The organism is Mesorhizobium sp. LSJC269B00, from assembly GCF_000502815.1.
Lineage (GTDB): Bacteria > Pseudomonadota > Alphaproteobacteria > Rhizobiales > Rhizobiaceae > Mesorhizobium.
The window spans coordinates 112276-134383 of sequence record NZ_AYVN01000014.1 but is presented as its reverse complement, the minus strand read 5'-3'; the positions used below and the strand labels follow the sequence as shown (position 1 = coordinate 134383).

Here is a 22108-nt window from a genome sequence, read left to right as displayed (position 1 = left end):
CACTTAACCGGCTCAACGTATCCTCTGACAGGCTTTTGCGACAGTTTCATTTCATCGATCTTGCAAACAGGCCTGTTATGTTCCAGATGCTTTTCGACGAGATCAAGGAGACGACGATGGCAGGCGGTTCCATTCCCCATTTCCAGAACGATGCGGGCCATCCGGCAATCGACATCGGCGTCAAGGAATTCATGTGCACCGGCGCCAACCCGCCCTTCGACCACCCGCATGTGTTCCTCGACATGGGCGACGACAATGAAAAGGTCTGTCCCTACTGCTCGACGCTCTACCGCTATTCGGCGAAGCTGAGGGCGACGGAAACGCTGCCGGCTGGTTGCCTTTATATCGACCAGGCCGCCTGATCCTTCCGCGACAAGCCCGATGGAAGACATCAGGTCCCGGCAGGTCATAATCGCCGGGGCCGGCATCGCCGGGCTGACCGCTGCCCTTGCCTTCGCCGGACGGGGTTATCCGGTAAAGCTTATCGAACAGGCACAGCACCTCGAAGCGGCCGGCGCCGGCATCCAGCTTTCGCCCAACGCAACACGCATTCTTGGAAAACTCGGCGTGCTCGACCGACTGCTGCCCGCAGCGTTGCGGCCGGAAGCGGTCGTGCTCAAGGACGCCGGGACGCTGCGCGAACTGGCGCGGGTACCGCTCGGGCACGCCGCCGAAGCGCGCTGGCAGTCGCCTTATCTCGTTGCTCACCGCGCAGATCTGCAGGCAGCGCTGTTGGCGCAAATGGCTGAACGGCCGGAGATTGAGTTCATCACTGGCGCCCGCGTGACCGGCATCGTCAAAGACGCGCAATATGTCGCCGTGACCGCCGAAGTGGACGGCCGCGAGATCGAGGCACGCGGCAAACTGCTGGTCGGCGCCGACGGCGTCTGGTCGGCGGTCCGGGCGCAACTCGCAGGCGAGGACTTCGTCAAAAGCCGTTTTTCGGGCGAACTCGCCTGGCGAGTCACGATCGCGGCCGAGAGCGCCTCCGGCGAAGCCTTTGTCGCGATCGGCGCCGCCGACTGCGTCACCACGTTCCTGCATCCAGGCTTCCACATGGTCGCCTATCCCGTCAGCAAAGGCCGGGCCTTCAATCTCGCCGCCTTCACCAAGGGCGAGCGCATGGCCGAAGGTTGGTCGGGCCATGCCGATCCCGCGATCCTCACGGCTGCCCTGCGCGGCACCGCGCCGGGCCTGACGAAGCTTGTGGCACTGGCCGGCCCATGGACGGCCTTTCCGATCCACACCGTCGAACAACAGCGGTGGACGAGCCCGCAGGGCATCGCGCTGATCGGCGACGCTGCGCATGCGATGACGCCGTTTGCCGCACAGGGCGCGGCAATGGCGATCGAAGATGCCATCACGCTTGCCGACGCTATCGCCGATTTCCCTGGCGATCTGCCCAGAAGTTTTCAAATCTGGGAAAATCTTCGGCGGCCGCGTGTCGCCAAGGCCGCGCGTCGTGGGGCCGTAAACCGCCTCGCCTGGCATGCTGCCGGCCCGGTGGCGATCGCCCGCAATCTGTTCCTGGCCATGCGCTCGCCCGACAAGCTCGCCGCCGACCTCGACTGGCTCTATGGATGGCGAGCGGACGCTCGGCAGTCTAGATCGTCGACTTAGCGATCCTTCCGACCGCCCTCTGTCCTGCCGGACATCTCCCCCGCAAGGGGGGAGATTGGATGTCGCCGTCGCCTTCGCCAAAATCGCCGGCGTCGCAGCAGGAGCGCCGCGGGCAAAACGGCTGATCTCCCCCCTTGCGGGGGCGATGGCCGGCAGGCCAGAGGGGGGTGCTGTCCCGCTGACTTCAAAAGATCCAACACTGTCGCGGTGCGATGAAGGACTGCTAGTTATAAAACCGCATCGACAAGCCCAGCGAGGCCGGCAGCGGGTTCCACCAGCCGGTGCGCAGGCCGGCGGTGCGCAGGCCGGCGGCTGTCCAGGTGTTACAGCCGACAAGCGCGTTGAAATGGCCGTTCGCCTCGAAGAAGCGGTCGAAGCTGGAATAGGCGGCGTTCTCGATGACGACCGGACCATGCGGCCCTTGCTGGAAACTCGCGTCGATATAGTCGAGCAGCGCTGCAAAACGTTCCTCATCGATGTCGAAACCGGTGACAGCAGGGTGCGGCTCGGCGATGGCCCCGGCGATATCGACATGCATGACCGAGGCGTCCAGTGTCAGCGCCTTGAGGACGGGCACTGCTTTCAGCTGCGACCAGCTCGGCGTCTCCAGATAGAAGGCCCGGCCGCCCCAGCCAAAGACGATGTAGCTCACTTCCGGGGCGTCGACAGGGATGCCGGCAGCGACCAGGAAATGGAAGCGCCGGCGCACCTCGTCATCGACGGGAATGGCGATGTCGGTGTGGATCGGATTCTCCAGCACCAGAATATGGCGCGTGCCCTCACCCGCCGCTGACGCCGGCCACAGCGGACGCGGCACCAGCGTGCCGAGCGTGGCAGCGAGCGCGACCACGATAATCAGCATGGCCACGAAACGCAGGGCTTTTCTCATGCGGCGGCGGCTTTGTGTTTCAATGGAGAAGATCAACCCCGACCCCAGATAGCAAAAGAGCCCGGCCGCATTACGGCCGGGCTCTTTTGGTTCGCATGAAAATGCTCAGTGCAGGATCTGCGACAGAAACAGCTTCGTGCGCTCGTGGCGCGGATGGTCGAAGAACTCGGCCGGCGTGTTCTGTTCGACGATCTGGCCCTGATCCATGAAGATCACCCGGTTGGCGACCTTGCGGGCAAAGCCCATTTCGTGAGTGACGCACAGCATGGTCATGCCTTCCTCGGCCAGGCCCACCATCGTCTCCAGCACTTCCTTGATCATTTCTGGATCGAGCGCCGAGGTCGGCTCATCGAACAGCATGATGCGCGGGTTCATGCACAGCGAACGCGCGATCGCCACGCGCTGCTGCTGGCCGCCCGACAGCTGGCCCGGATATTTGTTGGCCTGTTCGGGGATCTTGACGCGCTTGAGGAAGTGCATCGCGATTTCCTCGGCCTGCTTCTTCGGCGTCTTGCGCACCCAGATCGGCGCCAGCGTGCAGTTCTCCAGGATGGTCAGATGCGGGAACAGGTTGAAGTGCTGGAACACCATGCCGACCTCGCGGCGCACCTCGTCGATCTTCTTGAGATCGTTGGTGAGTTCCTTGCCGTCGACGATGATCTTGCCCTTCTGGTGCTCTTCCAGCCGGTTGATGCAGCGGATCATGGTCGACTTGCCCGAGCCCGAAGGACCGCAGATGACGATGCGCTCGCCGCGCATCACCTTGAGGTTGATGTCCTTCAGCACATGGAACTCGCCATACCATTTGTGCATGCCGATGATGTCGATTGCGACATCGGTGGTCGAGATGTGCATCTTCTTGGCATCGACCTTGATCTCTTCGGCGCTGACGGCGTTTTCTATGACCATGGCAGGTTCCCCTTTTTGTTCTGTCTTTTAGCTATGATGCATGTCGTTGTCCCAAAACCGCTAAACACTTTTGGGCGACATGCATCAACGTTTGTGGCCGGTGTCGAGCCGGCGTTCCGTATACATCGAATAGCGCGACATGCCGAAGCAGAACAGCCAGAAGACGAAGGCTGCGAAGATCAGGCCGGACTTGGTGGTCTGCGGCGTCGCCCAGTTGGGATCGGAGAAGTTCTGCTTGACGACACCGAGCAGGTCGAACATCGAGATGATGATAACCAGGCTTGTGTCTTTCAACATGCCGATGAAGGTGTTGACGATGCCGGGTATGACCAGCTTCAGCGCTTGCGGCAGCACGATAAAGTTCATCTTCTGCCAGTAACCGAGACCAAGCGAATCCGCACCCTCATACTGGCCCTTGGGGATCGCCTGCAGACCGCCGCGCACCACCTCCGCCATGTAGGCGGCGGCAAACAACGAGAAGCCGATCAGCGCCCTGAGGAACTTGTCGAAGGAAACGCCGGGGGGCAGGAACAGCGGCAGCATGACGCTGGCAAAGAACAGGACGGTGATCAGCGGGATGCCGCGAACGAATTCGATGAAGATAACGCACAGCATCTTGACTATCGGCATCTTCGAGCGCCGACCGAGCGCCAGCACGATGCCGAACGGCAGCGACACTGCAATGCCGACGAAGGCCAGGCTGAGCGTCACCAGCAGGCCGCCCCATAGCTGCGTCTCCACATGCGGCAGGCCGAACATGCCGCCGACCAGCAGCACGAAAGCGACGATCGGCAGCACCAGGAAAAGCAGGATCGCGTTCAGCCCCTTGCGCGGCACGCGCGGGATCAGCAGCGGCACCAGCAGCGCCACGAACAGTATGGCGACCAGGATCGGCCGCCAGCGCTCCTCAATAGGATAGCGGCCGAGCATGAATTGGCCGAACTTGGCGTTGACGAACGCCCAGCAAGCGCCGGACCAGCCATCCGGCTGAACGCCGCCTTGCGCCGCCGTGGCGCATACCGAGCGATCGGACCCTACCCACTGGGCGCTGATGAAGGCCCAGTTGATGATTGGCGGCAGGATCATCACCACCAGTGCGATGCCCAGTACGGTCAGGATGGTGTCGCCCACTGAACCGATCAGGTTCTTGCGGACCCAGGCGATGGGGCCCCGCACGCCGGCCGGCGCCTGTTGCGCCAGGGCCATTTCGGTCCGCACCCAGGCGGTATCGTGTTCCTGCATGGCCTTACCTCTCCACCAGCGCCATCCTGGCGTTGACCACATTCATGACCGCCGACGTCACCAGGCTGATGACGAGATAGACGACCATCATGATCAGCACGTTTTCGACCGCCTGCCCCGTCTGGTTGAGCACTGTGCCGGCGGTCGCCGTCAGATCCGGGTACGCAATAGCGATGGCCAGCGATGAGTTCTTGGTCAGGTTGAGATACTGGCTGGTCAGCGGCGGGATGACGATGCGCATGGCTTGCGGCACGACGACAAGCCGCAGGATCGATCCCGGCCGCAATCCCAGAGCACCAGCCGCTTCCGACTGGCCCTTCGAGACGCCGAGAATGCCGGCACGCACGATCTCTGCAATAAAGGAGGCCGTGTAGCAGGACAGCGCCAGATAGAGCGAAAGGAATTCCGGCCCGATGTGGAAACCGCCGGCCAGGTTGAAGGTCGATTGCTTCGGAAAATCGAAGGTCAGGGGAAAGCCGCTCAGCGCATAGGCCAGAAGCGGCAGGCCGACGATCAGCGCCAGGGACGTCCAGAACACGGGAAACTGCTGACCGGTCGCCATCTGCCGCTGGCGCGCCGTGCGGGCGACGAACCATGCCATGGCGATGCCGACAAGCAAGGCGACAAAGATCAGCCAGGAGCCATCACCCCAGATGGCACGAGGAAGATAGAAGCCGCGCTGGTTGAGAAAAGAGCCGAATGGCAGGTTGATGCTTTCGCGCACCACGGGCAAGACCGCCAGCACGCCCGAATACCAGAAGAAGATCACCAGCAGCGGCGGGATGTTGCGGAAAATCTCGACATAGACCGTGCAGATCTTGCGGATCAGCCAGTTGTGCGACAAGCGGCCGATGCCGACGATGAAGCCGATGATGGTTGCGGTGATGATGCCGGCAACGGCGACGATGAGGGTGTTGATCAGCCCGACGACAATGGCTTTGCCATAGGTGTCGTCCGAGTTGTAAGGGATGGCACTGACTGAGATATCGAAGCCGGCACGGCTTTTCAGGTAGCCGAACCCGGAAGAAATGTGCAGGCGCTGCAGATTGTCGATGACGTTGTGGACAATCCACCAGACGCTCGCCACCAGCAAGACGACAACCACCGCCTGGAAGACAACTCCACGGACTTTTGGATCGTTGATGAAGGAACCGCGGCTCGGCTCCTCGCGTAGGACTTCCTGCGACGCCATTGCCCATCCCCTGCAAAGAGAAACCGGAAGGCAGACAATCTGCCTTCCGGATCGCATTTCGATCAGCGGATCGGTGGCGCGTATTGCAGGCCGCCCTTGGTCCACAGCGCATTGATGCCGCGCGCGATCTTCAGCGGGCTGCCGGTGCCGACATTGCGCTCGAACATCTCACCGTAATTGCCGACTGCCTTGACGATGTTGACGACCCAGTCATTGCTAACGCCGAGATCGGTGCCGATCTTGGTTTCGGGTTCCTGGCCGAGCACGCGCTTGATCTCCGGGTTGTCCGAGGTCTTCATCTCGTCGACATTGGCCTGGGTGATGCCCAGTTCCTCTGCCTGCAGCAGCGCGAAATAGGTCCACTTGACAATGTGGTACCACTGGTCGTCCCCCTGGCGCACGGCCGGGCCGAGCGGTTCCTTGGAGATGATCTCGGGCAACACGACATGGTCTGCCGGCGCGCTGAGCGTCAGGCGGATGCCGTAGAGACCCGACTGGTCGGTGGTGTAGACATCGCAACGGCCCGCGTCATAGGCGGCGTTGACCTCTTCAAGCTTTTCGAAGACGACCGGGTTGTACTCCATCTTGTTCGCCTTGAAGTAGTCGGCGAGGTTGAGCTCGGTCGTGGTGCCGCTCTGCACGCAGACTGCCGCACCCGAAAGCTGCAGCGCCGAATTGACGCCCGGCAGCTTCTTGGCGTTGATCATGAAGCCCTGGCCGTCATAATAGGTGACGCCGACGAAGTTCAGGCCAAGTGCCGTATCCCGATTGATGGTCCAGGTGGTGTTGCGCGACAGGATGTCGACTTCGCCCGACTGCAGCGCGGTGAAGCGCTCCTTGGCGCTGAGCGGCGTGAACTTGACCTTGGTGCCGTCGCCGAAGACGGCGGCCGCGACCGCGCGGCAGAAATCCACATCGATGCCTTTCCATTCACCCTTGTCGTCAGGCGCAGCGAAGCCGGCAAGACCTGTATTGGTACCGCACTGGATGAAGCCTTTCGCCTTGACGTCGTCGAGCGTTGTCGCCGACGCGGCCGAAGCCATCCATCCAAGCGCAGCGGCACCGAGAATGCCAATTGCAATGTGTTTCATAACCCACAGACCCTTTTCTGTTTTCAGGTAAACCCTGATCCTCAGGCAAATCCTGATCTTTTCCCGCGTGAACCCGGCTCCCATCCGGCTCATTCCCGGAACCCCGCGTCGTAACCGACGCCCGGCCCCTCCCATTCACGAACTGCATCGAAGGCGATTATCTCTGTGAGGTCAAGGGAAATGACCGTTTCACGACAGCTTTGAAAACCAATTGCCGCAAATGCCTGAATTGCAGACAACAGCATCAGGAAAGCAGCAAGCCCCGCAAATAAAACCGGCAAAGTCCGTCGACGCTAATCCACATCCACTCATGAAATCCGCGGCTCTGGATCGCCACGCATTCCAGACTATTCATGGGGGAATTGGCCTATGCAAAGGGCACCGCCTGGCGGGCGCCCGCTGTTGCACGGCCAATGCCGCCGCTCTATGGCTAGCGCTTTCACCACAAGGCGAAGAGCAATGGCGACTGACGGCAACGAAATGGGTATCAACACGCGGCTTGCCCATTCGGGCAACAATCCGCACGACTATTTCGGCTTCGTCAATCCGCCGATCGTGCATGCCTCGACCGTGCTCTATCCCAATGCGTCGGTGATGGCGGCGCGCAGCCAGAAATACACCTATGGCACACGCGGCACGCCGACCACCGATGCGTTGGCGCATGCGATCGACGCGCTGGAAGGCTCCGCCGGCACAATAATCGTGCCGTCGGGCCTGGCGGCGGTGACCGTCCCGTTGCTGGCGTTTCTCTCGGCAGGCGATCACATCCTGATTGTCGATTCCGTCTACCATCCGACCCGCAATTTCGCCGACACGATGCTGAAGCGGCTGGGTGTCGAGGTCGAGTATTACGATCCGCATGTCGGCGCCGGCATCGCCAGCTTGATCAAGCCGAACACCAAAGTCGTGTTTACGGAATCACCGGCCTCCAACACCTTCGAGGTGCAGGACGTTCCGGCGATCGCCAAGGCGGCGCATGAAACGGGCGCCATCGTCATGATGGACAACACCTGGGCAACGCCGCTCTATTTCCGTCCGCTCGAGCACGGCGTCGATATCTCGATCCATGCGGCGACGAAATATCCGGCCGGGCATTCGGACGTGCTGCTGGGCACAGTGTCTGCCAATGCCAACTGCTGGAAGCAGCTTTGCGAGACGTTCTACACGATGGGCTGCTGCGCGGGCCCCGACGACGTCTACCAAGTCCTGCGCGGCCTGCGCACGATGGGCGTTCGGCTGGATCACCATCAAAAGAGCGCGCTTTCGATTGCCACCTGGCTTGAAGGCCAGCCCGGCGTGGCCCGCGTGCTGCACCCGGCGCTTCCCAGCCACCCCGACCACGCGGTGTGGAAGCGCGATTTTTCCGGCTCTAGCGGCATCTTTTCCATCGTGCTCAAAGGCGGCGGCCAGAGACAGCAGCATGCCTTCCTTGATGCGTTGAAAATCTTCGGTCTCGGCTATTCCTGGGGCGGCTATGAGAGCCTCGCCGTGCCGGTCTTCCTCGGCGACCGTACCGTCGCCAAGGGCCCCTATGACGGCCCGCTGATCCGGCTGCAGATCGGACTCGAGGATGTCGAGGACCTCAAGGCCGATATCCTGCGCGGGCTGGAAGTGGCCGCTGCGGCATGACACCAGCAAACTTGCGAAGCTGATTCCGCTGGTCCGCCCAACCCGTTGAAAGGATTGGCGAGCGACTTTCGCAGGCGATCGACGTCGCAAAGCCGCTCATGGGTCGACCAAGCGCAATGTTATTTCCCCAATGCGCGCTTTTTCGGATCGGTTTGACTTTCAAAATCGTCGGTCCAACGCCATTGCAGGCGCTGCGCGCACAATTCCAGCCGGACCGAGCTTGCCATGGCCTTTCGTCTCTTTGTCCCCATTCTCGCCGGCGCGACGCTGCGCGAGCGCCTCATCGCCTGCATCGGGGCGATGATCGGCATTGCGCTGACCGGCGCGATCGGCGCGCTGGTGCTTGGCAATGGCCCGCATGTGCCGCTGCTGGTGGCGCCGATGGGGGCGTCGGCGGTGCTGCTGTTTGCGGTGCCTGCAAGCCCGCTGGCGCAGCCATGGTCGATCATCGGCGGCAATACAATATCGGCGCTGGTCGGCGTGATCGTGGCCCATTTCGTCCATCAGCCCGTTCTCGCCACGGGCATTGCCGTGGCGATGGCGATCGCCGCCATGTCGTTCTCGCGCTGCCTGCATCCGCCGGGCGGAGCCGCCGCACTGACCGCCGTGCTCGGCGGGCCGGCCGTGATCGGTGCGGGCTTCCTGTTTCCGTTCGTGCCGGTGGCGCTGAACTCCATGATGCTGGTCGCGCTCGGCTATGCTTTCCACAGGCTGTCGCGACGCAGCTACCCGCATGTGCCGGCCCCTGCCCCGAAAAGCACGCACGGAACCATCGATCCGCCGGCTCAGGAGCGCATCGGCTTCCGGGCCGAGGACATCGATGCCGCGCTGGCTGCGCTCGACGAGACCTTCGACATCGACCGCAACGATCTCGAACAGCTACTGCGACAGGTCGAACTGCAAGCGACGATGCGCGCACACCGAACCATGTTGTGCGAGGACATCATGTCCCGCGACGTGATTTCGGTCGATGAACACGCGTCCGCCGATCGGGCGCGTCATCTGCTGCTCGACCACAATATCCGCACGCTGCCGGTTGTCGACAAGGACGCCAGGCTGGTCGGCACCGTTGGATTGAGGGAATTGGCGCGAGCCGACGAAGCCGTCGGAAGCGTTACGTCGACAGCGTCGACCGCCGCCGCCGCTACGCCCGCCATGGCCCTGCTACCGGTGCTCACCGACGGCCGCACCCATGCAGTCATCATCGTGGACGGGGACAGCCGCATCCTTGGCCTGATCACGCAGACGGACCTGCTTGCGGCCACGGCGCGAGTGCAGGCTGCTGACAAGCCGCTGGCGGAAGCAGTATTCTAGGCGCCGTCGGAGCCGGGCGAAAATGGCCGGGAACCTTTTGCCGGCGATGTCATCCAATGTCTTGATCGAGGTTTCGGACGGGGATTGGATCGAGGAACTGGCCATGCCTGCTATGTCTGTACCAATGCCCACGGCTGCTTCAAGCGAGATGCTTCTCGTGCGCCGCGCGCTGGCACGCGAAGGCAACGCCTTCTGCATCATCATGAAGACCCATAATCAGCGGCTCTATCGCATCGCTCGCGGGGTGGTGCGCAACGATGCCGAAGCCGAGGACATCGTCCAGGAGGCCTATGTCAGAGCCTTTGCCCATCTCGATGCCTTTCGCGGGGAGTCCTCATTGGCCACCTGGCTGTCGCGCATCGTCATCAACGAGGCGCTCGGTCGTCTGCGCAAAAGGCGGCGGACGGTGGCGAAAAACCCGCAAGCCGAAATCATCCAGTTCCCCCTCAATCCCAGCGACGATCCGGAGCGGACGATGGCGCAGCGGCAGATCCTCGAGTTGGTGGAACGGGCGACCGACAGCCTACCCGATGTTTATCGGACGGTGTTCGTGGCGCGGGTTATCGAGGGGCTCAGTATCGAGGAGACCGCCGAGCTGCTTGGCGTGCGGCCGGAAACCGTCAAGACAAGGCTACACCGCGCCCGCGCCCTGGTACGCAAGGCGCTCGACGACCAGATCGGGCCGGTGCTGCTCGACGCCTTCCCGTTTGCCGGCCGGCGCTGCGACAGCCTGACCAGCGCCGTCATGCAGCGGCTCGGCCTGGAGAGCTGATCATCGGCTGATTTGGCCGATTTCCCCGGGAACGTTTGCCGCCGCTGCGCATCCAATGACCGTCAACTGAAAAACACGGCCCGGCTCGATCCCGCGTCCGGGCGAAGGAGATGCCATGGTTACCCGACACACCGCCGCCCTCGCTGCCTTGCTGCTGCTTGGCGCTGCCCCGCTCGCGCAAGCCGCCGACAAGCCGACGGACCCGCAGATCGCCCACATCGCCTACACGGCAGGCGTCATCGATGTGGAAGCCGCCAAGCAGGCGATCAAGAAATCGAAGACCAAGGAGGTCGTGGATTTCGCCAACGACATGGTGCGCGACCACGAAGCGGTCAACGCGCAGGCACTGGAACTGGTAAAGAAGCTGAAGGTGACGCCGGAAGACAACGCAACCAGCCAGGCGCTGACCAAGGCTGCGGCCGAGGAGCGGGCGAAGCTCGCCAAACTCGACGGCGCAGCCTTTGACAAAGCCTATGTCGACAACGAGATCGCCTACCACAAACAGGTCGACGGCGCGCTTGAAACCCTTTTGATCCCATCGGCCAGTAATGCCGAGTTGAAGAGCCTGCTGGAGACCGGCCTGAAGATTTTCCAGGGCCATGAACAGCACGCCGAGCATGTTGGAGGTATGCTGAAGTAAGGACCAGGCTATGTCGAAACGGCAGCTGTGGATTGCACTGGCGCTGGTCTTCGGGACCTCACCCGTGCAGGCCGAAACCATCCAGGTCACCATCGACAAACTTGTCTTTTCGCCGGCCACCGTCGACGCGAAGGTCGGCGACACGATCAAGTGGGTGAACAAGGACGTGTTCGCACATACGGCTACCGTCAAGGGTGGCTGGGAAGTGATGATCCCGCCGAAGACAACAGCGAGCCTGACCCTGCGGAAGGCGGAAGCGGTCGAATATTTCTGCCGCTTCCACCCCAACATGAAAGGTCATGTGGCCGTGACGGCGCCTTGATCCCGGTCCGCAAGCCCGTCCTGCTGCGTTGAGGCTCGCCTGGCTTCATCCGGACGGGTGATGTGTGTCCACGAGCCGTCACAGCCCGGCTGGCGCCGTGCGATCCAGGCATCCAGCCCTTCGCGCAGATCAGCGGTCGGAGCCATGCGGGCGAACTGCTCGGCCTCGACAGCCAAGCCTTCCGCGATGCTCTGGTTCAGGCCCCGCGCCACTGCTGTGAGGATTGAGGCAATTGCTGCAGGAGAATGTCTGGTCATGCGCCGGGCAAGATCAATTGCGGTGGACATCAGCTCCTCATGCGGCACCACCTGGTTGACGAGGCCGAGTTCGACGGCGCGCGGCGGCGGGAACCAATCGCCGGTCAACAGCAGCTCGAGCGCCCTCTTGCGCCCTGCCAGTCTCGGAAGCCGCTGCGTGCCGCCGAAAGCAGGCGGCATTGCAAGGTTGATCTCAGGCTTGGCGAACAAGGCGCGGTCGCTGGCGATAGCGAGCGGCACGGCTTCGGTGATCTCGCAGCCGCCGCCGAAGGCGATGCCGTTGACGGCGGCGATGACGGGCTTGCGGAATGCCTCCAGCCTTGCCGTCAGCCGCTGTCCGCGCATGACGAAGTCGCGCAGGGCAACGTCGACGCCGATGGCCACGCTGCCTGAGAATTCATGGATGTCGCCGCCGGCGGAGAAGGCGCGCTCTCCTGCTCCAGTGAGGATGACGGCGCGGATGGCGTCGTCGGTCTCGGCGGCATCGAGGAGCGCAAGCAGGCGATCAATCAGCGCATAGTTCAAGGCGTTGAGCTTTTCCGGCCGATTAAGTGTGAGGATGGCGATCCCGTTGCGGGCCTCGGTGAGCACAAGCTCGGTCATGTCTTTTCCTTCCCTGTGTTTGTCGACGGAGAGGATCAGGCTTTCGGTTGTATGTATATTCACTGGTCGGTATACTTGCCGTATGAGCGAAGCACCGAGCCCTACCCGCAAACGCATTGTCGATGCCGCAACGAAGCTGTTCTATGCCGAGGGGATCGGCCGCGTCAGCGTCGATGCAGTGGCGGAAAAAGCCGGGCTGACCAAGCGCACGCTCTACTATCATTTCAAGAGCAAGGACGATTTGATCGCGGCCTATCTCGACGGTCGCGACCAGCCGAACCTCAAGCAGATGGCCGGCTGGTTCGAGACGGCCGAAGGCGGTGTCGAGCGCAAGGTCGAGGCGATTTTCACCAATCTGGCGCGCGTGGCGAAGCACCCGAAATGGAGAGGCTGCGGCTTTCTGCGCACGGCAGCCGAACTCGCTTCCATGCCCGGACACCCGGCCGTTAAAGCGGGGGCGCGGCATAAGCAGAATTTCGAGACCTGGCTGGCCGGCGAACTCACAGGCCACGGCGTCGACGAGCCGCAGACCCTGGCGCGCGAAATCGTGCTTTTGATGGACGGCGCGTTCTCGATCATGCTGATCCACCGCAACCCCGACTATGTCGAGGCCGCCGGACATGCAGCTGCAACGCTGGTTCGGGCAAGGTCAGGATCGGCGACTATCCGCTAGAGCGTTCACCGTTTAGTGGAGACGGCGAAACACGCTATCTCTTTGTTTTGACGCAATTCCGGACGGAAAAACCGCTTCACACTTTTTCCTGGAATTGCTCTAGAATCCAGCCGCCAGCCATGCCGTCCCGACGGCAAGGGTCAGCAGCGTCAGTGGCAGGCCGACCTTGAAGAAGGCTGAGAAGGACAGCTGCGTGCCGGCCGCCCGCGCCTGTTCGGCGACGATCAGGTTGGCGACCGAGCCAAGCAAGGTGAAGTTGCCGGCCAGCGTCGAGCTCATCGCCACCACCAGCCAGGCACGCCCGGGGTTTTCAAGGCCGGGTATGAATGGCCGCAGCGCCAGCACGGCCGGAACATTGCTCATGATGTTGGAGAGCACCGCGGTGAAGCCCGATAGACGCCAGACGTCGTCCAGCCCGAGGTTCTTGGCCGAGGCGATGATGTCGGGCGTCAGCAGCGTCTTTTCGGCGCCGGCGACAACGATGAACAGGCCGGCGAACATAAACAGCAGCGGGCCGTCGATCTCGCGGTAGATGCGTGCCGGCTTGATGGCGCGGGTGAGCAACAGGATGGCGCCGCCGATGAGCGCTGCCTTGGCAACCGGAACGCCGGCGAAGAAGGCGATGGCCAGGCCGATGCAGACAACCACCGCCTTCAGCACCTGTCCCGGCAGCATGCGGCCGCGATAGACTTCCGGGTTGAGATCGGCGGTGCGGGCGAATTCGGCGCGGTAGACGATGCGCACGATTACGATGACCGCGACGAGGCCGAAGAGGGCAACCGGCGCCAGGGCGGCCGAAAAGGCTGGGTAGGAAATTCCCGACAGCGCGCCGATGACCATGTTCTGCGGGTTGCCGGTGATGGTGGCGACGCTGCCGCAGTTGGACGCGGTGGCGGTGGCGATCAGATAGGGAATGGGATTGCGATTGATGACACGGGTGACGTGGACGACGATCGGCGCCATGACCAGGCAGATGGCGTCGTTGACCAGGAACGCCGACAACACGCCGGTCAACAGCGTCACCATCACCAGCAGCACGAAAGGCGCGTGCGCATGCTCGATAGCGTAGGCGCCAAGCGCCCGGAAGGCGCCGGACACCTTCAGATGCGCCACCACGATCATCATGCCGAGCAGCAGCGTAATGGTGTCGAAATTGATGGCGCGATAGGCATCTTCCATACTGAGTGCGCCGATGGCGATCATCGCCGCACCCCCCAGCAAGGCGATCCCTGCCCGGTCGAGACGGAGGCCTGGAATACGCCCGATTGCGACGCCGGCATAAGTCAGGACAAGGATCAAAAGTGCCGCTGCGCCCATCAATGTCATTGGCAGACATCCTTGTCCAAACGAACCGACGCAGGAACGGACTGTTCCCGCTCAGGCATTTGCCGGGCAGCTTTAACGCCGCTCCAGCAAAGCGAAAGCCTATAACGATCCGAATGCGAAAATCGGTGGTGCAAAATCGCGGGTCGACCGATGCCGGGAGCAACCGGAGCTTGATCTTGAGACGGCCGAGATTGGGAATGAGACACGCGCGGCGGACTGCAGGTGGCCTGAGATTGCCATCCGCGAACTTCCCCTCGGAAGGCTCTCGTGGCGTATGTAATTAAATTCTAATTTAGGCTTTCCGGGTATGGATGCTTAGCCATATTTCGGCCTTGGGGTATCAGATGGTCCAGGTTCTTGAGAGGGAATGCCGTGTCTCGGAGAACGAGGCTCTGCTGGCGCGTCCGATGGAATGTCCACAATGCCACGGAACCCGCAAGGTGTTTGTCTGTGCCCGGTGGGCCAGCTCGAACGGCCATTGCTGCCCCGGAGGAACACACCGGCTCAGTTGCCCCGGTCACAGCGTCGCGTGCACGGAGTGCGAAGAGAACCTTGAGCGTGTCTGAAGCGATCGCGACTATTTCCTGTCGGGAAAACGCAAAAAGCCCGCTCCGGCGAACCGGAGCGGGCTTTGCAACCATACGCCAAGAGTACCCTGCTGAGACCAGTACCCTGCCGAGAGCCGACCCGCTTTGCGTTTCCGCCACGGCAATAAATTGGTAGCGGCACTTCCAGAAAAGCGATTGTTGGCTAACCGCCGTCGAATTACTCGCCCGACTGGCCGTCGCCAGTCACACTGCTCCCCAGAATTCCAAAGTCCTGAGACTTAGTTCCTTGGCCCGCAGTCAGGAATCCATCCGCATCCAGGCCGCGCCGCAGCAGTTCCCGCACCGCCGCGGACCGGCTTGGCATGCGCTTTTCGAAGCGCCAGTTTTCCAAGGCAGCCAATTCCTCGGCTGTCAGCATGATCTGCAGTCGCTCGGGTCGTTCCAGCTCGGCCATTCGCGCCTCCAACCGTCAAGACCAAAAAATATGGTGAGTTAGTATGTGTCTCAATTGCAGTATAGCTAGGGGTCCCCGTGCAGCGCGTCAAGAGAGGCTGATGGGTGACTCACATAGAAGACCAACGATGAGGAAGACACGCCGATAGCACAACCCGCGCAGTCTGCTAACTACTTGATTTACTTAAGAATATTTTATATTCTTCTTGCCATCTGAAGGTCGTTGGCGCATCTTGACCACGACGGGACAACCGGCTCCTGAAAGGAAGGTTTCCATGCGCTACGGATATTCGGCTCGGCTACGGGAGGATCTCAATTCACGGGTCCTGGGCGCGCTGCGCTCGCGCGGAATGGTCAATATTGCGGTGGTTGCCGAGGACATACGATTGCGTAACCTGGACGAGAACGTCGCCCTTGAAGATGTCGAGCGGCTTGTGATGCAGACGGCCCAACTCTACGGCGCGGTGATGGAGTTGGACGGACTGACCTCCGTCGAGGCGGGGAGATTGACTTCGCTTGCCGACGATAAGCACGAACTGTCTGGCATCGGCAATTCCGACACCACAGGCGGTCAAACCGCTCCCCTGCTGGGATTGTCCTAAGGCGCGACCCGCCTTTCAATCGACAAAATCCGCGAGAGAGATTTGGACCGAGCTCAGCGGCGCTTTGAGCGTCCAGACGACGCCTTGTTCCCCAAATTCCAGTTGTCCGGTGCCGCTAAGCGCTTGTGGTGCAACCCGCTTGAGCACGACGGAGCCAAAACCGCGGCGCGTCGTCCCACTCAGGTTCGGCGGCCTCGTTGTAGAAGGTGATGCGGCCCTGTGTGTCGATGGTGTAGGCTGCAACGGGCAACGCTTCCAACAAACTGGCGGGCCCGACACCTGGGATTCCAATCCCCGCATGTTGGATGACGTATTCCCCTACCCCAAATTCCCCACCTGCTCGATTTGCCCGTTCCGCGGTAGCTGAAATGCACGTGCGAGGTTTCGGTTCCCGTCGTCCCCTTGGGACGGCAATTGTTCTCCTGCGAAAGGCGGTCACCCGCCGGGCGGCGGCGGATCTCAGGGCTTGCGCAAATGTCGACAACGAAGCGCAACTCAGGCCGTTTTTGTCGGAACCCCGTCAACCCGAGGCGGTTCTCCCGTTAGCTCGCCTGACGCCAGCAACAAGTCGCCTGGAAACGGTGTCGCCGACGGTAAACGACAACCGTGCGGCAAACAGGCCCTGATCGGCGTTCAGCTTCAAAGGCCGCGGAACGCTGTTTCGGAGCCTTTACGTTGCGCCGGCGGCTTCGCATCGACAGGAACCAATCAACGGTCAGAGCGTTTGCCGCTGCGTACTCTTTTCAGACATGGCCAATCGGAGTGAGGGACATGGCTTCATCGGCACTTATCGGCATTCTGATCACCTTCCTGGTGATCATCCTGGTGCTCTATCTCATCCAGCGTCTGCCGCTCGATGGCCGCACGAGGCAGATCGCGCAGATCGTTGTCATCATTATCGGCATTATTTCGCTGTTGAAATACCTGGCCATATTTTAGGATAAGGATCGCCATGACATCCCAAACAATCGCATGGATCATTGGAACGGCGTTGTTTGCAGCAACAAGCACGGCCTACGCCCGACCCGACACGCGTTCGATGACCTGCGAGGAGACGCAGCGCCTGATCCAGAGCCATCACTCGGCGGTGTTGACGACCGGCCGGAATACTTACGATCGCTATGTCAGCCAATACGGCAACGGGTGCGACTGGCCGGAGGTGCCGGTCGCTGCCTCCGTTCCGACACGTGATGGCCAGTGCCGTGTCTATTGGTGCCGGGAACCGGTGTTCGATTTCCCGAACTGACATATCCAGCAGCCTTGCGGCGGTCGTAGCCAGGCGCTGCCGGGTCCAGACAATGCATTGCGCGAGGCGACATGGAACCGTTGCGCTGCGCGTGAATTGATTGTGCGCATGGCGCTGCAAGATGTAGCGGTGTGATGCCCAACCAGATGGAGGAGCGGTCATGCCCAATGATACAAGGCGGAGCGGCAACTGCCTGTGCGGCGGCATCCAGTTTTCGGTGACGGGAGATCCCTTTCGGATTGGCCTTTGCCATTGCAAGGACTGCCGCAAGGCTAGCGGGTCGGCTTTTTCGACGTTTGGAGTGTGGCCGCTCGAGGCGTTCGAAACGACGGGTATCGTCAACAGCTACGGCGACAGAAGTTTTTGTCCTACCTGCGGCGGCCGGGTGCCTTTGGTTCGGGAGAATGAGGTGGAAGTGACAATTGGCAGCCTCGATGAGGTGCCCACCGAAGGGCTGGAGCCCAGCTATGAACTCTGGGTCAATCGCCGTGAGCACTGGTTGCAACCCTTGCCTGCTGCCCGGCAATTCGAGCACGACCGGGTCGATGACGAGCCGACAAACCGGACAGCCGAACCAATTTCTGACGGTGTCGAGACGCCGTCTAGCTTGCCGCAACGCAAGTCGGCCAGCGCGAGCGGCGCAGACAGCCGGCAGGCAGGAGATCGTTCTCGAAACCGCCCGATGCCGACAGGACCGGGTCCGACAACATTTCACCCGGCAGAAGCCAAACGCAAAAAGCCCGCCTTGGCGTCAATCCAAGGCGGGCGGTAGATCATCCGGCCTGCGCTGCCGTGGAACGATGGGTTGGCCAAAGCCCTGGGCTGAGACCCATGCCGTTTGTAACCGGCGATTGACTACGGAGCGTCCCCGGTCAGCTGGAATTCGTCTTGTGGTTGCAACGATGCTACGTTTGTTTGGAAACGAGAGCTTAAGACCACGCAATATCGTTACGTCAACTATGCTGTCCAAGCATCTCGTGGTGTGAACTGAAGGAATCTTCCTGTCTTGTACAAAAGAAGCTTTGTTTATTTTCTTTCCGTCACATAGTTTAGCGAATCTTGAAGCCGGATCGCGCGGCTTTCATGCAGCCAGCGCCTTCGCAGGATCGCGGTCCGCACCTGCAATATCCACTTCACGGCAATCTTCATGCAAGCATAGTCAGCGCAAAGTTCATGCGCAGACATTGGGGGGCACCAATGGACCAGCCGAGCAAAATGGAGAACCTGCAGTTCGCGCAAGGGATGCTGCGGGAGCTTCGGCAGAAAGCCGAAGCCGACGGCCAGAAGCTTCTGACCTACCTCATCGACATGGCCTACCTTGAAGCCAGCGACCGCATCCGTGCACATTGGGTCGGCAATCACGAGCCCGAAAACCGCAGGGCCAAGGGGTAGTGTCAAGGGGTAAACCCGAAACGGGGCTATGGTTGCCCCCACGGAGCGTTTGATCAGACGCTTGGGGCCGGCGAGGCCACCGGTCAGTTGGCAATACCGGCTGAGAGGTCAGCCAGAACCTCCCTCACCCGAGTTTCGCTGACGCCGCGCGTGTCCTTGACCCAGCTGGGCGTCGAAAGCGGCGGTTCGATAAAGCGAACATGGTTGTTTACAGGCCCATGCACATAGGGGCGATTCAGCCCGTAGATGAGCGCGCATGGGACGTTCAGGGCAGCGGCGGCGTGGGAAATCCCGCCATCAACCCCGAGGAACATGGTCGACGCAGCGATTTGGCACATCGCGTCAGCAATCGACGGGGTCGAGGTGAAGTCGATTGCCTCAGGAATGGCGGCGCGGATTTTTGCGGCACCGGCGTGCTCGCGCGGTCCGCCTACAATCCAGATTGCCCAGCCGCGATCATGATGGTCTCTGGCGATCGAAATGAAGCGCTCGACGGGCCATGAGCGGAAATTCTCAATGTCGGCAGTATAGAGCGCCAGTGCCGGTCGGTCGGCATCGATCTTCTTGTGCTGGCGCCATTCGTCCAGTTCGGCCCGATCGACCACAAGCCGGGGCGCCGGCCACTCTGCGCCCGCAGCCGGCTTTTCGCCAAGCGAGGCAATCGAGCAGACCTCCTCGAACAGCCGCGTCTTGCGGGGTCCGAAGGCCCATAGATGGGCCAACCAGCCGGCGGGGAAGCGATTGAGGAGGCCGAATTGCAACTCCTGCGGATAGCCGATGCGCTCCTCTATTCCGGCCATGAACGCCATCAGCGCCGCCTTGGTGCTGCTGGTCATCAGATAGGCCGTACGGTAATTTTCCTTGCGCAACTCGCCAACCAGGCGGCTGCGCTCGCCAAAACCGGGGCGCTGATGACGCTTGGCAAGCGCCCAGCCCTTCCTGACATGCGGCATCAGGCGCGCCAGCGGCGCTGCAACGGGCGAGGTGACGACATCTATGGGGCGATCAGGAAATCGCGCGGCAATGATCTGGATGGCGGAATGGCAACGGACGAAGTCGCCGACCGCGGGGAAGCCGACGAAGAGGATTGGATCGCCGGTCGTCAAGGAAGCGCTTCGCCGTCAAGGATGCGGGCATAGAGATCCAGATAGCCGCGCGCCGCTTTTTGGATGGGAAATCTCGTCGCGGCCGATTCGCGGCATTGCTGAGGCGTAAGGTCGGCGACGGCCTCGAAAGCGGCCGCAAATTCTTCATCGGTCTCAAAGAAGCGCCCGCTGTCGTCATCGACCGTCTCGGGCAATGCGCCTCGCGTCGTCGTCAGCACCGGAGTGCCGCACAACATGGCTTCGACCGGTGCGTTGCCGAACGGCTCCTCCCAGGCGATGGGGTTGAGGAAGGCTCGCGCTTCGCCGAGAAGGCGAAGCTTCGGCTCGCCGTCAACGATTCCGTGGAAACGGTATCGCCTGCCAAGGCTCTTGAAAAACAACCCTTCGCGGCGGGTCTGACTTCGGCCCAGCAGTTTCCAACGCGAGCCACCGGCGATATCGAGACCGAAATCGAATTTTTTGGCGAGATCGACGGCGCGGTTGAGGCCTTTGCTTGATCGTGCAATGCCGGCGAGAAATAGCAGGCGGTCGCCCTTTGCAGCCGACAAACGATAGGCGTCCACCGGAAAGCCATTGTAGACGAATGTCTCGCGCCCATGCTGGCGGGCATGATTGGCGCTGATAAAGCTCCAGTTCGCAACTGGCATGGGCTGGTCCGGCATAAAGCCGCGCTGCGTATTCAGCGTTGGAAATGGCACCTCGACGGGCCAACTATGGGTGTGGACGATTTGCGTGTCGCGCGGAATGGCTGCCCGGCATTCGGCATCGGTCGAAGCGTGCCGGACTTCGAAGAGCGGGTGGCTGGAGCCAGGGCCAGCGATCACCACGACTTCGTGTCCGAGACGAGCCATCTCCGTGGCCAGCCATTCGACCTGACGCTGAATCCCACCGTAACCTCGGCAGGGTATTACGCCCTTCAAAACGAGCGTCACCCGCATTGACCTTGCCTCACAATGCTCTCAAAGACGGCCCAGTTGCGTCACGGGCTGGGCATTGTCAAGGTCGCGCCAGAAACGCAAAAAGCCGCGGCGGCCTCGATCGGGTTACGGAATCGTTAATCAGCGCTTGCTACTATACCGGATGACCAAGAATCTCGGCAATGCACCCAGGACCATCTCCAGGCAACAGCCAAAGACCTCCGCTCTTGGTGGGCTGACGCCCGCCCTGTTTCCCCTTGTGGTCGTCGCGCTCGGATACATGATCGGTCGGCAATTCTTCGGCTTCTAGGGCGACTCGTCTAGGCGCGCAGGGTAAAGGCTCGCGCCACGCGGGGGACGCCGTCAATGTCCACCCAACCTCCAAAATCAACCGGCGGCACCGTACGCCGCTACCCACTGCCCCGCACGTAAGCAAATTTTGTGCAATAACGGGAACGTGATATTCACTGATCACCGGACAAGGGGGCGCTGATGAGGTGTCTGGTGATCAATCTTGATCGTTCTCGCGATCGGCTGGCGCATGTCGCGTCCGAGTTCGGCCGGATCGGAGTACCATTTGAGCGTGTCTCCGCCATCGATTGCCCCGATTGCTGCTCTGTCGCCAAAAGCCCGCTAAGCGCTGCTGAGGTTTGCTGTTTCCTGAGCCACCGCTCGTGTTGGGAGATCGTTGCGAACGGCGCGGATCAATATGGCGCGGTTTTCGAGGACGACGTCGTTTTCGGCGCGGGCGCCGGCTCGCTGCTTGCTTCCGATCGATGGGTGCCGCGCGATGCCGATGTGATCAAGCTGGAAACGCATTTTGCCAAAGTGAGGGTCGGACGCAAGGAAGTCGCTCTCGATGATGGGTTTTCGCTTGCCAGACTTTATGGCCTGCACGCGGGCGCCGCAGGCTATGTCATCTCCAGATCGGCAGCGCAAAGATTGCTGCGCAGGACCATGCATCTGAGAGGAGAGGTCGACTTCGTTCTTTTTCACCCAGGATTCATGACCTGCTCGCTCAACCGAATCTATCAGATCATGCCGGCGCTTTGCGCACAGCACCATTTTGTTTCGGGACGAGAGCGCTTTCCAAGCCTCGTGCGACGGCCCGGGAGGCGGCCAAAACCGTTTCTCGATCGAATTGTCGGAGAAGCGGTGCGAACCTTCGCCTATCTTCGAAACCAGAGCCTGACCGGAACAAAGAAGATCGAGGCCGTCGCGTTCTCAGGCTCTGAGGTCGACGGCAAACCCGTCCACGGCGCGTTCATCTATGGGCAGCCCGAGCACGGCCACCTCAACAAGGCGGCCGGCATACCGATCGCGCGGAAGAATAGTTCGACCGCCAGATAAGCAGACGATAGCGGC

25 protein-coding genes are annotated in these 22108 nt (G+C 61.4%); 14 read left to right on the top strand and 11 right to left on the bottom strand.

The genetic code is table 11. From position 1 onward, the window contains the following. Positions 1–116 precede the first annotated feature (116 nt). Positions 117–362, top strand: a complete 246-nt coding sequence (locus tag X771_RS140130) for a zinc-finger domain-containing protein (RefSeq protein ID WP_023705697.1) — start codon at positions 117–119, stop codon at positions 360–362. A 19-nt stretch (positions 363–381) separates the two neighbouring features. Continuing rightward, positions 382–1620 (top strand): FAD-dependent monooxygenase, encoded by a 1239-nt coding sequence (locus X771_RS140135; protein ID WP_023689904.1) that lies wholly within the window; start codon positions 382–384, stop codon positions 1618–1620. 223 nt (positions 1621–1843) lie between these two features. Here X771_RS140135 and X771_RS140140 read toward each other — a convergent pair whose 3' ends face one another. The 6 genes from X771_RS140140 to X771_RS1000000168360 form a co-directional block, all read right to left on the bottom strand. Then, positions 1844–2509: a TIGR02117 family protein gene (locus X771_RS140140; RefSeq protein WP_023820019.1), complete on the bottom strand. Its 666-nt coding sequence runs from the start codon at positions 2507–2509 to the stop codon at positions 1844–1846. A 105-nt stretch (positions 2510–2614) separates the two neighbouring features. Continuing rightward, positions 2615–3418 (bottom strand): amino acid ABC transporter ATP-binding protein, encoded by an 804-nt coding sequence (locus X771_RS140145; RefSeq protein WP_023671483.1) that lies wholly within the window; start codon positions 3416–3418, stop codon positions 2615–2617. A gap of 84 nt (positions 3419–3502) precedes the next feature. Next, complete coding sequence (locus tag X771_RS140150; protein ID WP_023689902.1) at positions 3503–4660, bottom strand: amino acid ABC transporter permease; 1158 nt, start codon at positions 4658–4660, stop codon at positions 3503–3505. A gap of 4 nt (positions 4661–4664) precedes the next feature. After that, complete coding sequence (locus X771_RS140155; RefSeq protein WP_023689901.1) at positions 4665–5852, bottom strand: amino acid ABC transporter permease; 1188 nt, start codon at positions 5850–5852, stop codon at positions 4665–4667. Between the two features lie 62 nt (positions 5853–5914). Further along, positions 5915–6943 carry an amino acid ABC transporter substrate-binding protein gene (locus X771_RS140160; protein WP_023689900.1) on the bottom strand — a complete coding sequence of 343 codons (1029 nt, stop codon included), beginning with the start codon at positions 6941–6943 and terminating at the stop codon, positions 5915–5917. Positions 6944–7032: 89 nt separating this feature from the next. Beyond that, positions 7033–7224 (bottom strand): hypothetical protein, encoded by a 192-nt coding sequence (locus tag X771_RS1000000168360; protein WP_023684328.1) that lies wholly within the window; start codon positions 7222–7224, stop codon positions 7033–7035. Positions 7225–7402: 178 nt separating this feature from the next. Between X771_RS1000000168360 and X771_RS140165 the strand changes: the two genes are divergently transcribed. The 5 genes from X771_RS140165 (at position 7403) to X771_RS140185 (ending at position 11620) form a co-directional block, all read left to right on the top strand. Next, entirely contained in the window at positions 7403–8572 is a 1170-nt protein-coding gene (locus X771_RS140165) for a cystathionine beta-lyase (protein WP_023689898.1), read from the top strand. 225 nt (positions 8573–8797) lie between these two features. After that, on the top strand, positions 8798–9886 hold the full coding sequence (locus X771_RS140170; protein WP_023689897.1) for an HPP family protein: 1089 nt from the start codon (positions 8798–8800) through the stop codon (positions 9884–9886). Between the two features lie 103 nt (positions 9887–9989). Further along, entirely contained in the window at positions 9990–10658 is a 669-nt protein-coding gene (locus X771_RS140175) for an RNA polymerase sigma factor (protein WP_031203135.1), read from the top strand. A gap of 115 nt (positions 10659–10773) precedes the next feature. Continuing rightward, positions 10774–11298 (top strand): DUF4142 domain-containing protein, encoded by a 525-nt coding sequence (locus X771_RS140180; protein WP_031203133.1) that lies wholly within the window; start codon positions 10774–10776, stop codon positions 11296–11298. A 10-nt stretch (positions 11299–11308) separates the two neighbouring features. After that, complete coding sequence (locus X771_RS140185; protein ID WP_023689894.1) at positions 11309–11620, top strand: cupredoxin family copper-binding protein; 312 nt, start codon at positions 11309–11311, stop codon at positions 11618–11620. Here X771_RS140185 and X771_RS140190 read toward each other — a convergent pair. Then, on the bottom strand, positions 11596–12480 hold the full coding sequence (locus X771_RS140190; protein ID WP_031203132.1) for a crotonase/enoyl-CoA hydratase family protein: 885 nt from the start codon (positions 12478–12480) through the stop codon (positions 11596–11598). The genes X771_RS140185 and X771_RS140190 overlap by 25 nt on opposite strands. A gap of 82 nt (positions 12481–12562) precedes the next feature. Between X771_RS140190 and X771_RS140195 the strand changes: the two genes are divergently transcribed. Further along, on the top strand, positions 12563–13153 hold the full coding sequence (locus X771_RS140195) for a TetR/AcrR family transcriptional regulator (protein ID WP_023689892.1): 591 nt from the start codon (positions 12563–12565) through the stop codon (positions 13151–13153). 99 nt (positions 13154–13252) lie between these two features. Here X771_RS140195 and X771_RS140200 read toward each other — a convergent pair whose 3' ends face one another. Beyond that, positions 13253–14479, bottom strand: coding sequence for an anion transporter (locus X771_RS140200; RefSeq protein WP_031203129.1), 1227 nt, complete (start codon positions 14477–14479; stop codon positions 13253–13255). A gap of 765 nt (positions 14480–15244) precedes the next feature. Next, a complete protein-coding gene (locus X771_RS140205; protein ID WP_023671471.1) occupies positions 15245–15481 on the bottom strand; it encodes a hypothetical protein in 237 nt (78 codons plus the stop codon). A 274-nt stretch (positions 15482–15755) separates the two neighbouring features. Here X771_RS140205 and X771_RS01000000165425 point away from each other — a divergent pair, with 274 nt between their 5' ends. From X771_RS01000000165425 to X771_RS140210, 5 genes are all read left to right on the top strand, one after another. After that, positions 15756–16082: a hypothetical protein gene (locus X771_RS01000000165425; RefSeq protein ID WP_023727873.1), complete on the top strand. Its 327-nt coding sequence runs from the start codon at positions 15756–15758 to the stop codon at positions 16080–16082. A gap of 771 nt (positions 16083–16853) precedes the next feature. Then, positions 16854–17021 (top strand): Thivi_2564 family membrane protein, encoded by a 168-nt coding sequence (locus tag X771_RS1000000167385; RefSeq protein ID WP_023689889.1) that lies wholly within the window; start codon positions 16854–16856, stop codon positions 17019–17021. A 13-nt stretch (positions 17022–17034) separates the two neighbouring features. Next, a complete protein-coding gene (locus X771_RS0134975; RefSeq protein ID WP_031203127.1) occupies positions 17035–17328 on the top strand; it encodes a hypothetical protein in 294 nt (97 codons plus the stop codon). Positions 17329–17488: 160 nt separating this feature from the next. Beyond that, positions 17489–18100, top strand: coding sequence for a GFA family protein (locus tag X771_RS1000000169915; protein WP_084566827.1), 612 nt, complete (start codon positions 17489–17491; stop codon positions 18098–18100). Positions 18101–18525: 425 nt separating this feature from the next. Continuing rightward, positions 18526–18720 (top strand): hypothetical protein, encoded by a 195-nt coding sequence (locus X771_RS140210; RefSeq protein ID WP_023689885.1) that lies wholly within the window; start codon positions 18526–18528, stop codon positions 18718–18720. Between the two features lie 83 nt (positions 18721–18803). Here X771_RS140210 and waaF read toward each other — a convergent pair whose 3' ends face one another. Beyond that, on the bottom strand, positions 18804–19826 hold the full coding sequence (gene waaF / locus X771_RS140215; RefSeq protein WP_023689884.1) for a lipopolysaccharide heptosyltransferase II: 1023 nt from the start codon (positions 19824–19826) through the stop codon (positions 18804–18806). Next, positions 19823–20764 carry a glycosyltransferase gene (locus X771_RS140220; protein WP_031203126.1) on the bottom strand — a complete coding sequence of 314 codons (942 nt, stop codon included), beginning with the start codon at positions 20762–20764 and terminating at the stop codon, positions 19823–19825. The genes waaF and X771_RS140220 overlap by 4 nt, the downstream gene beginning before the upstream one ends. 483 nt (positions 20765–21247) lie before the next feature. Here X771_RS140220 and X771_RS140225 point away from each other — a divergent pair, with 483 nt between their 5' ends. Next, the gene (locus X771_RS140225) at positions 21248–22093 is read left to right on the top strand and encodes a glycosyltransferase family 25 protein (protein WP_050587488.1); all 846 of its coding nucleotides are present in this window, start codon (positions 21248–21250) and stop codon (positions 22091–22093) included. The last annotated feature ends 15 nt before the right edge of the window (positions 22094–22108 follow it).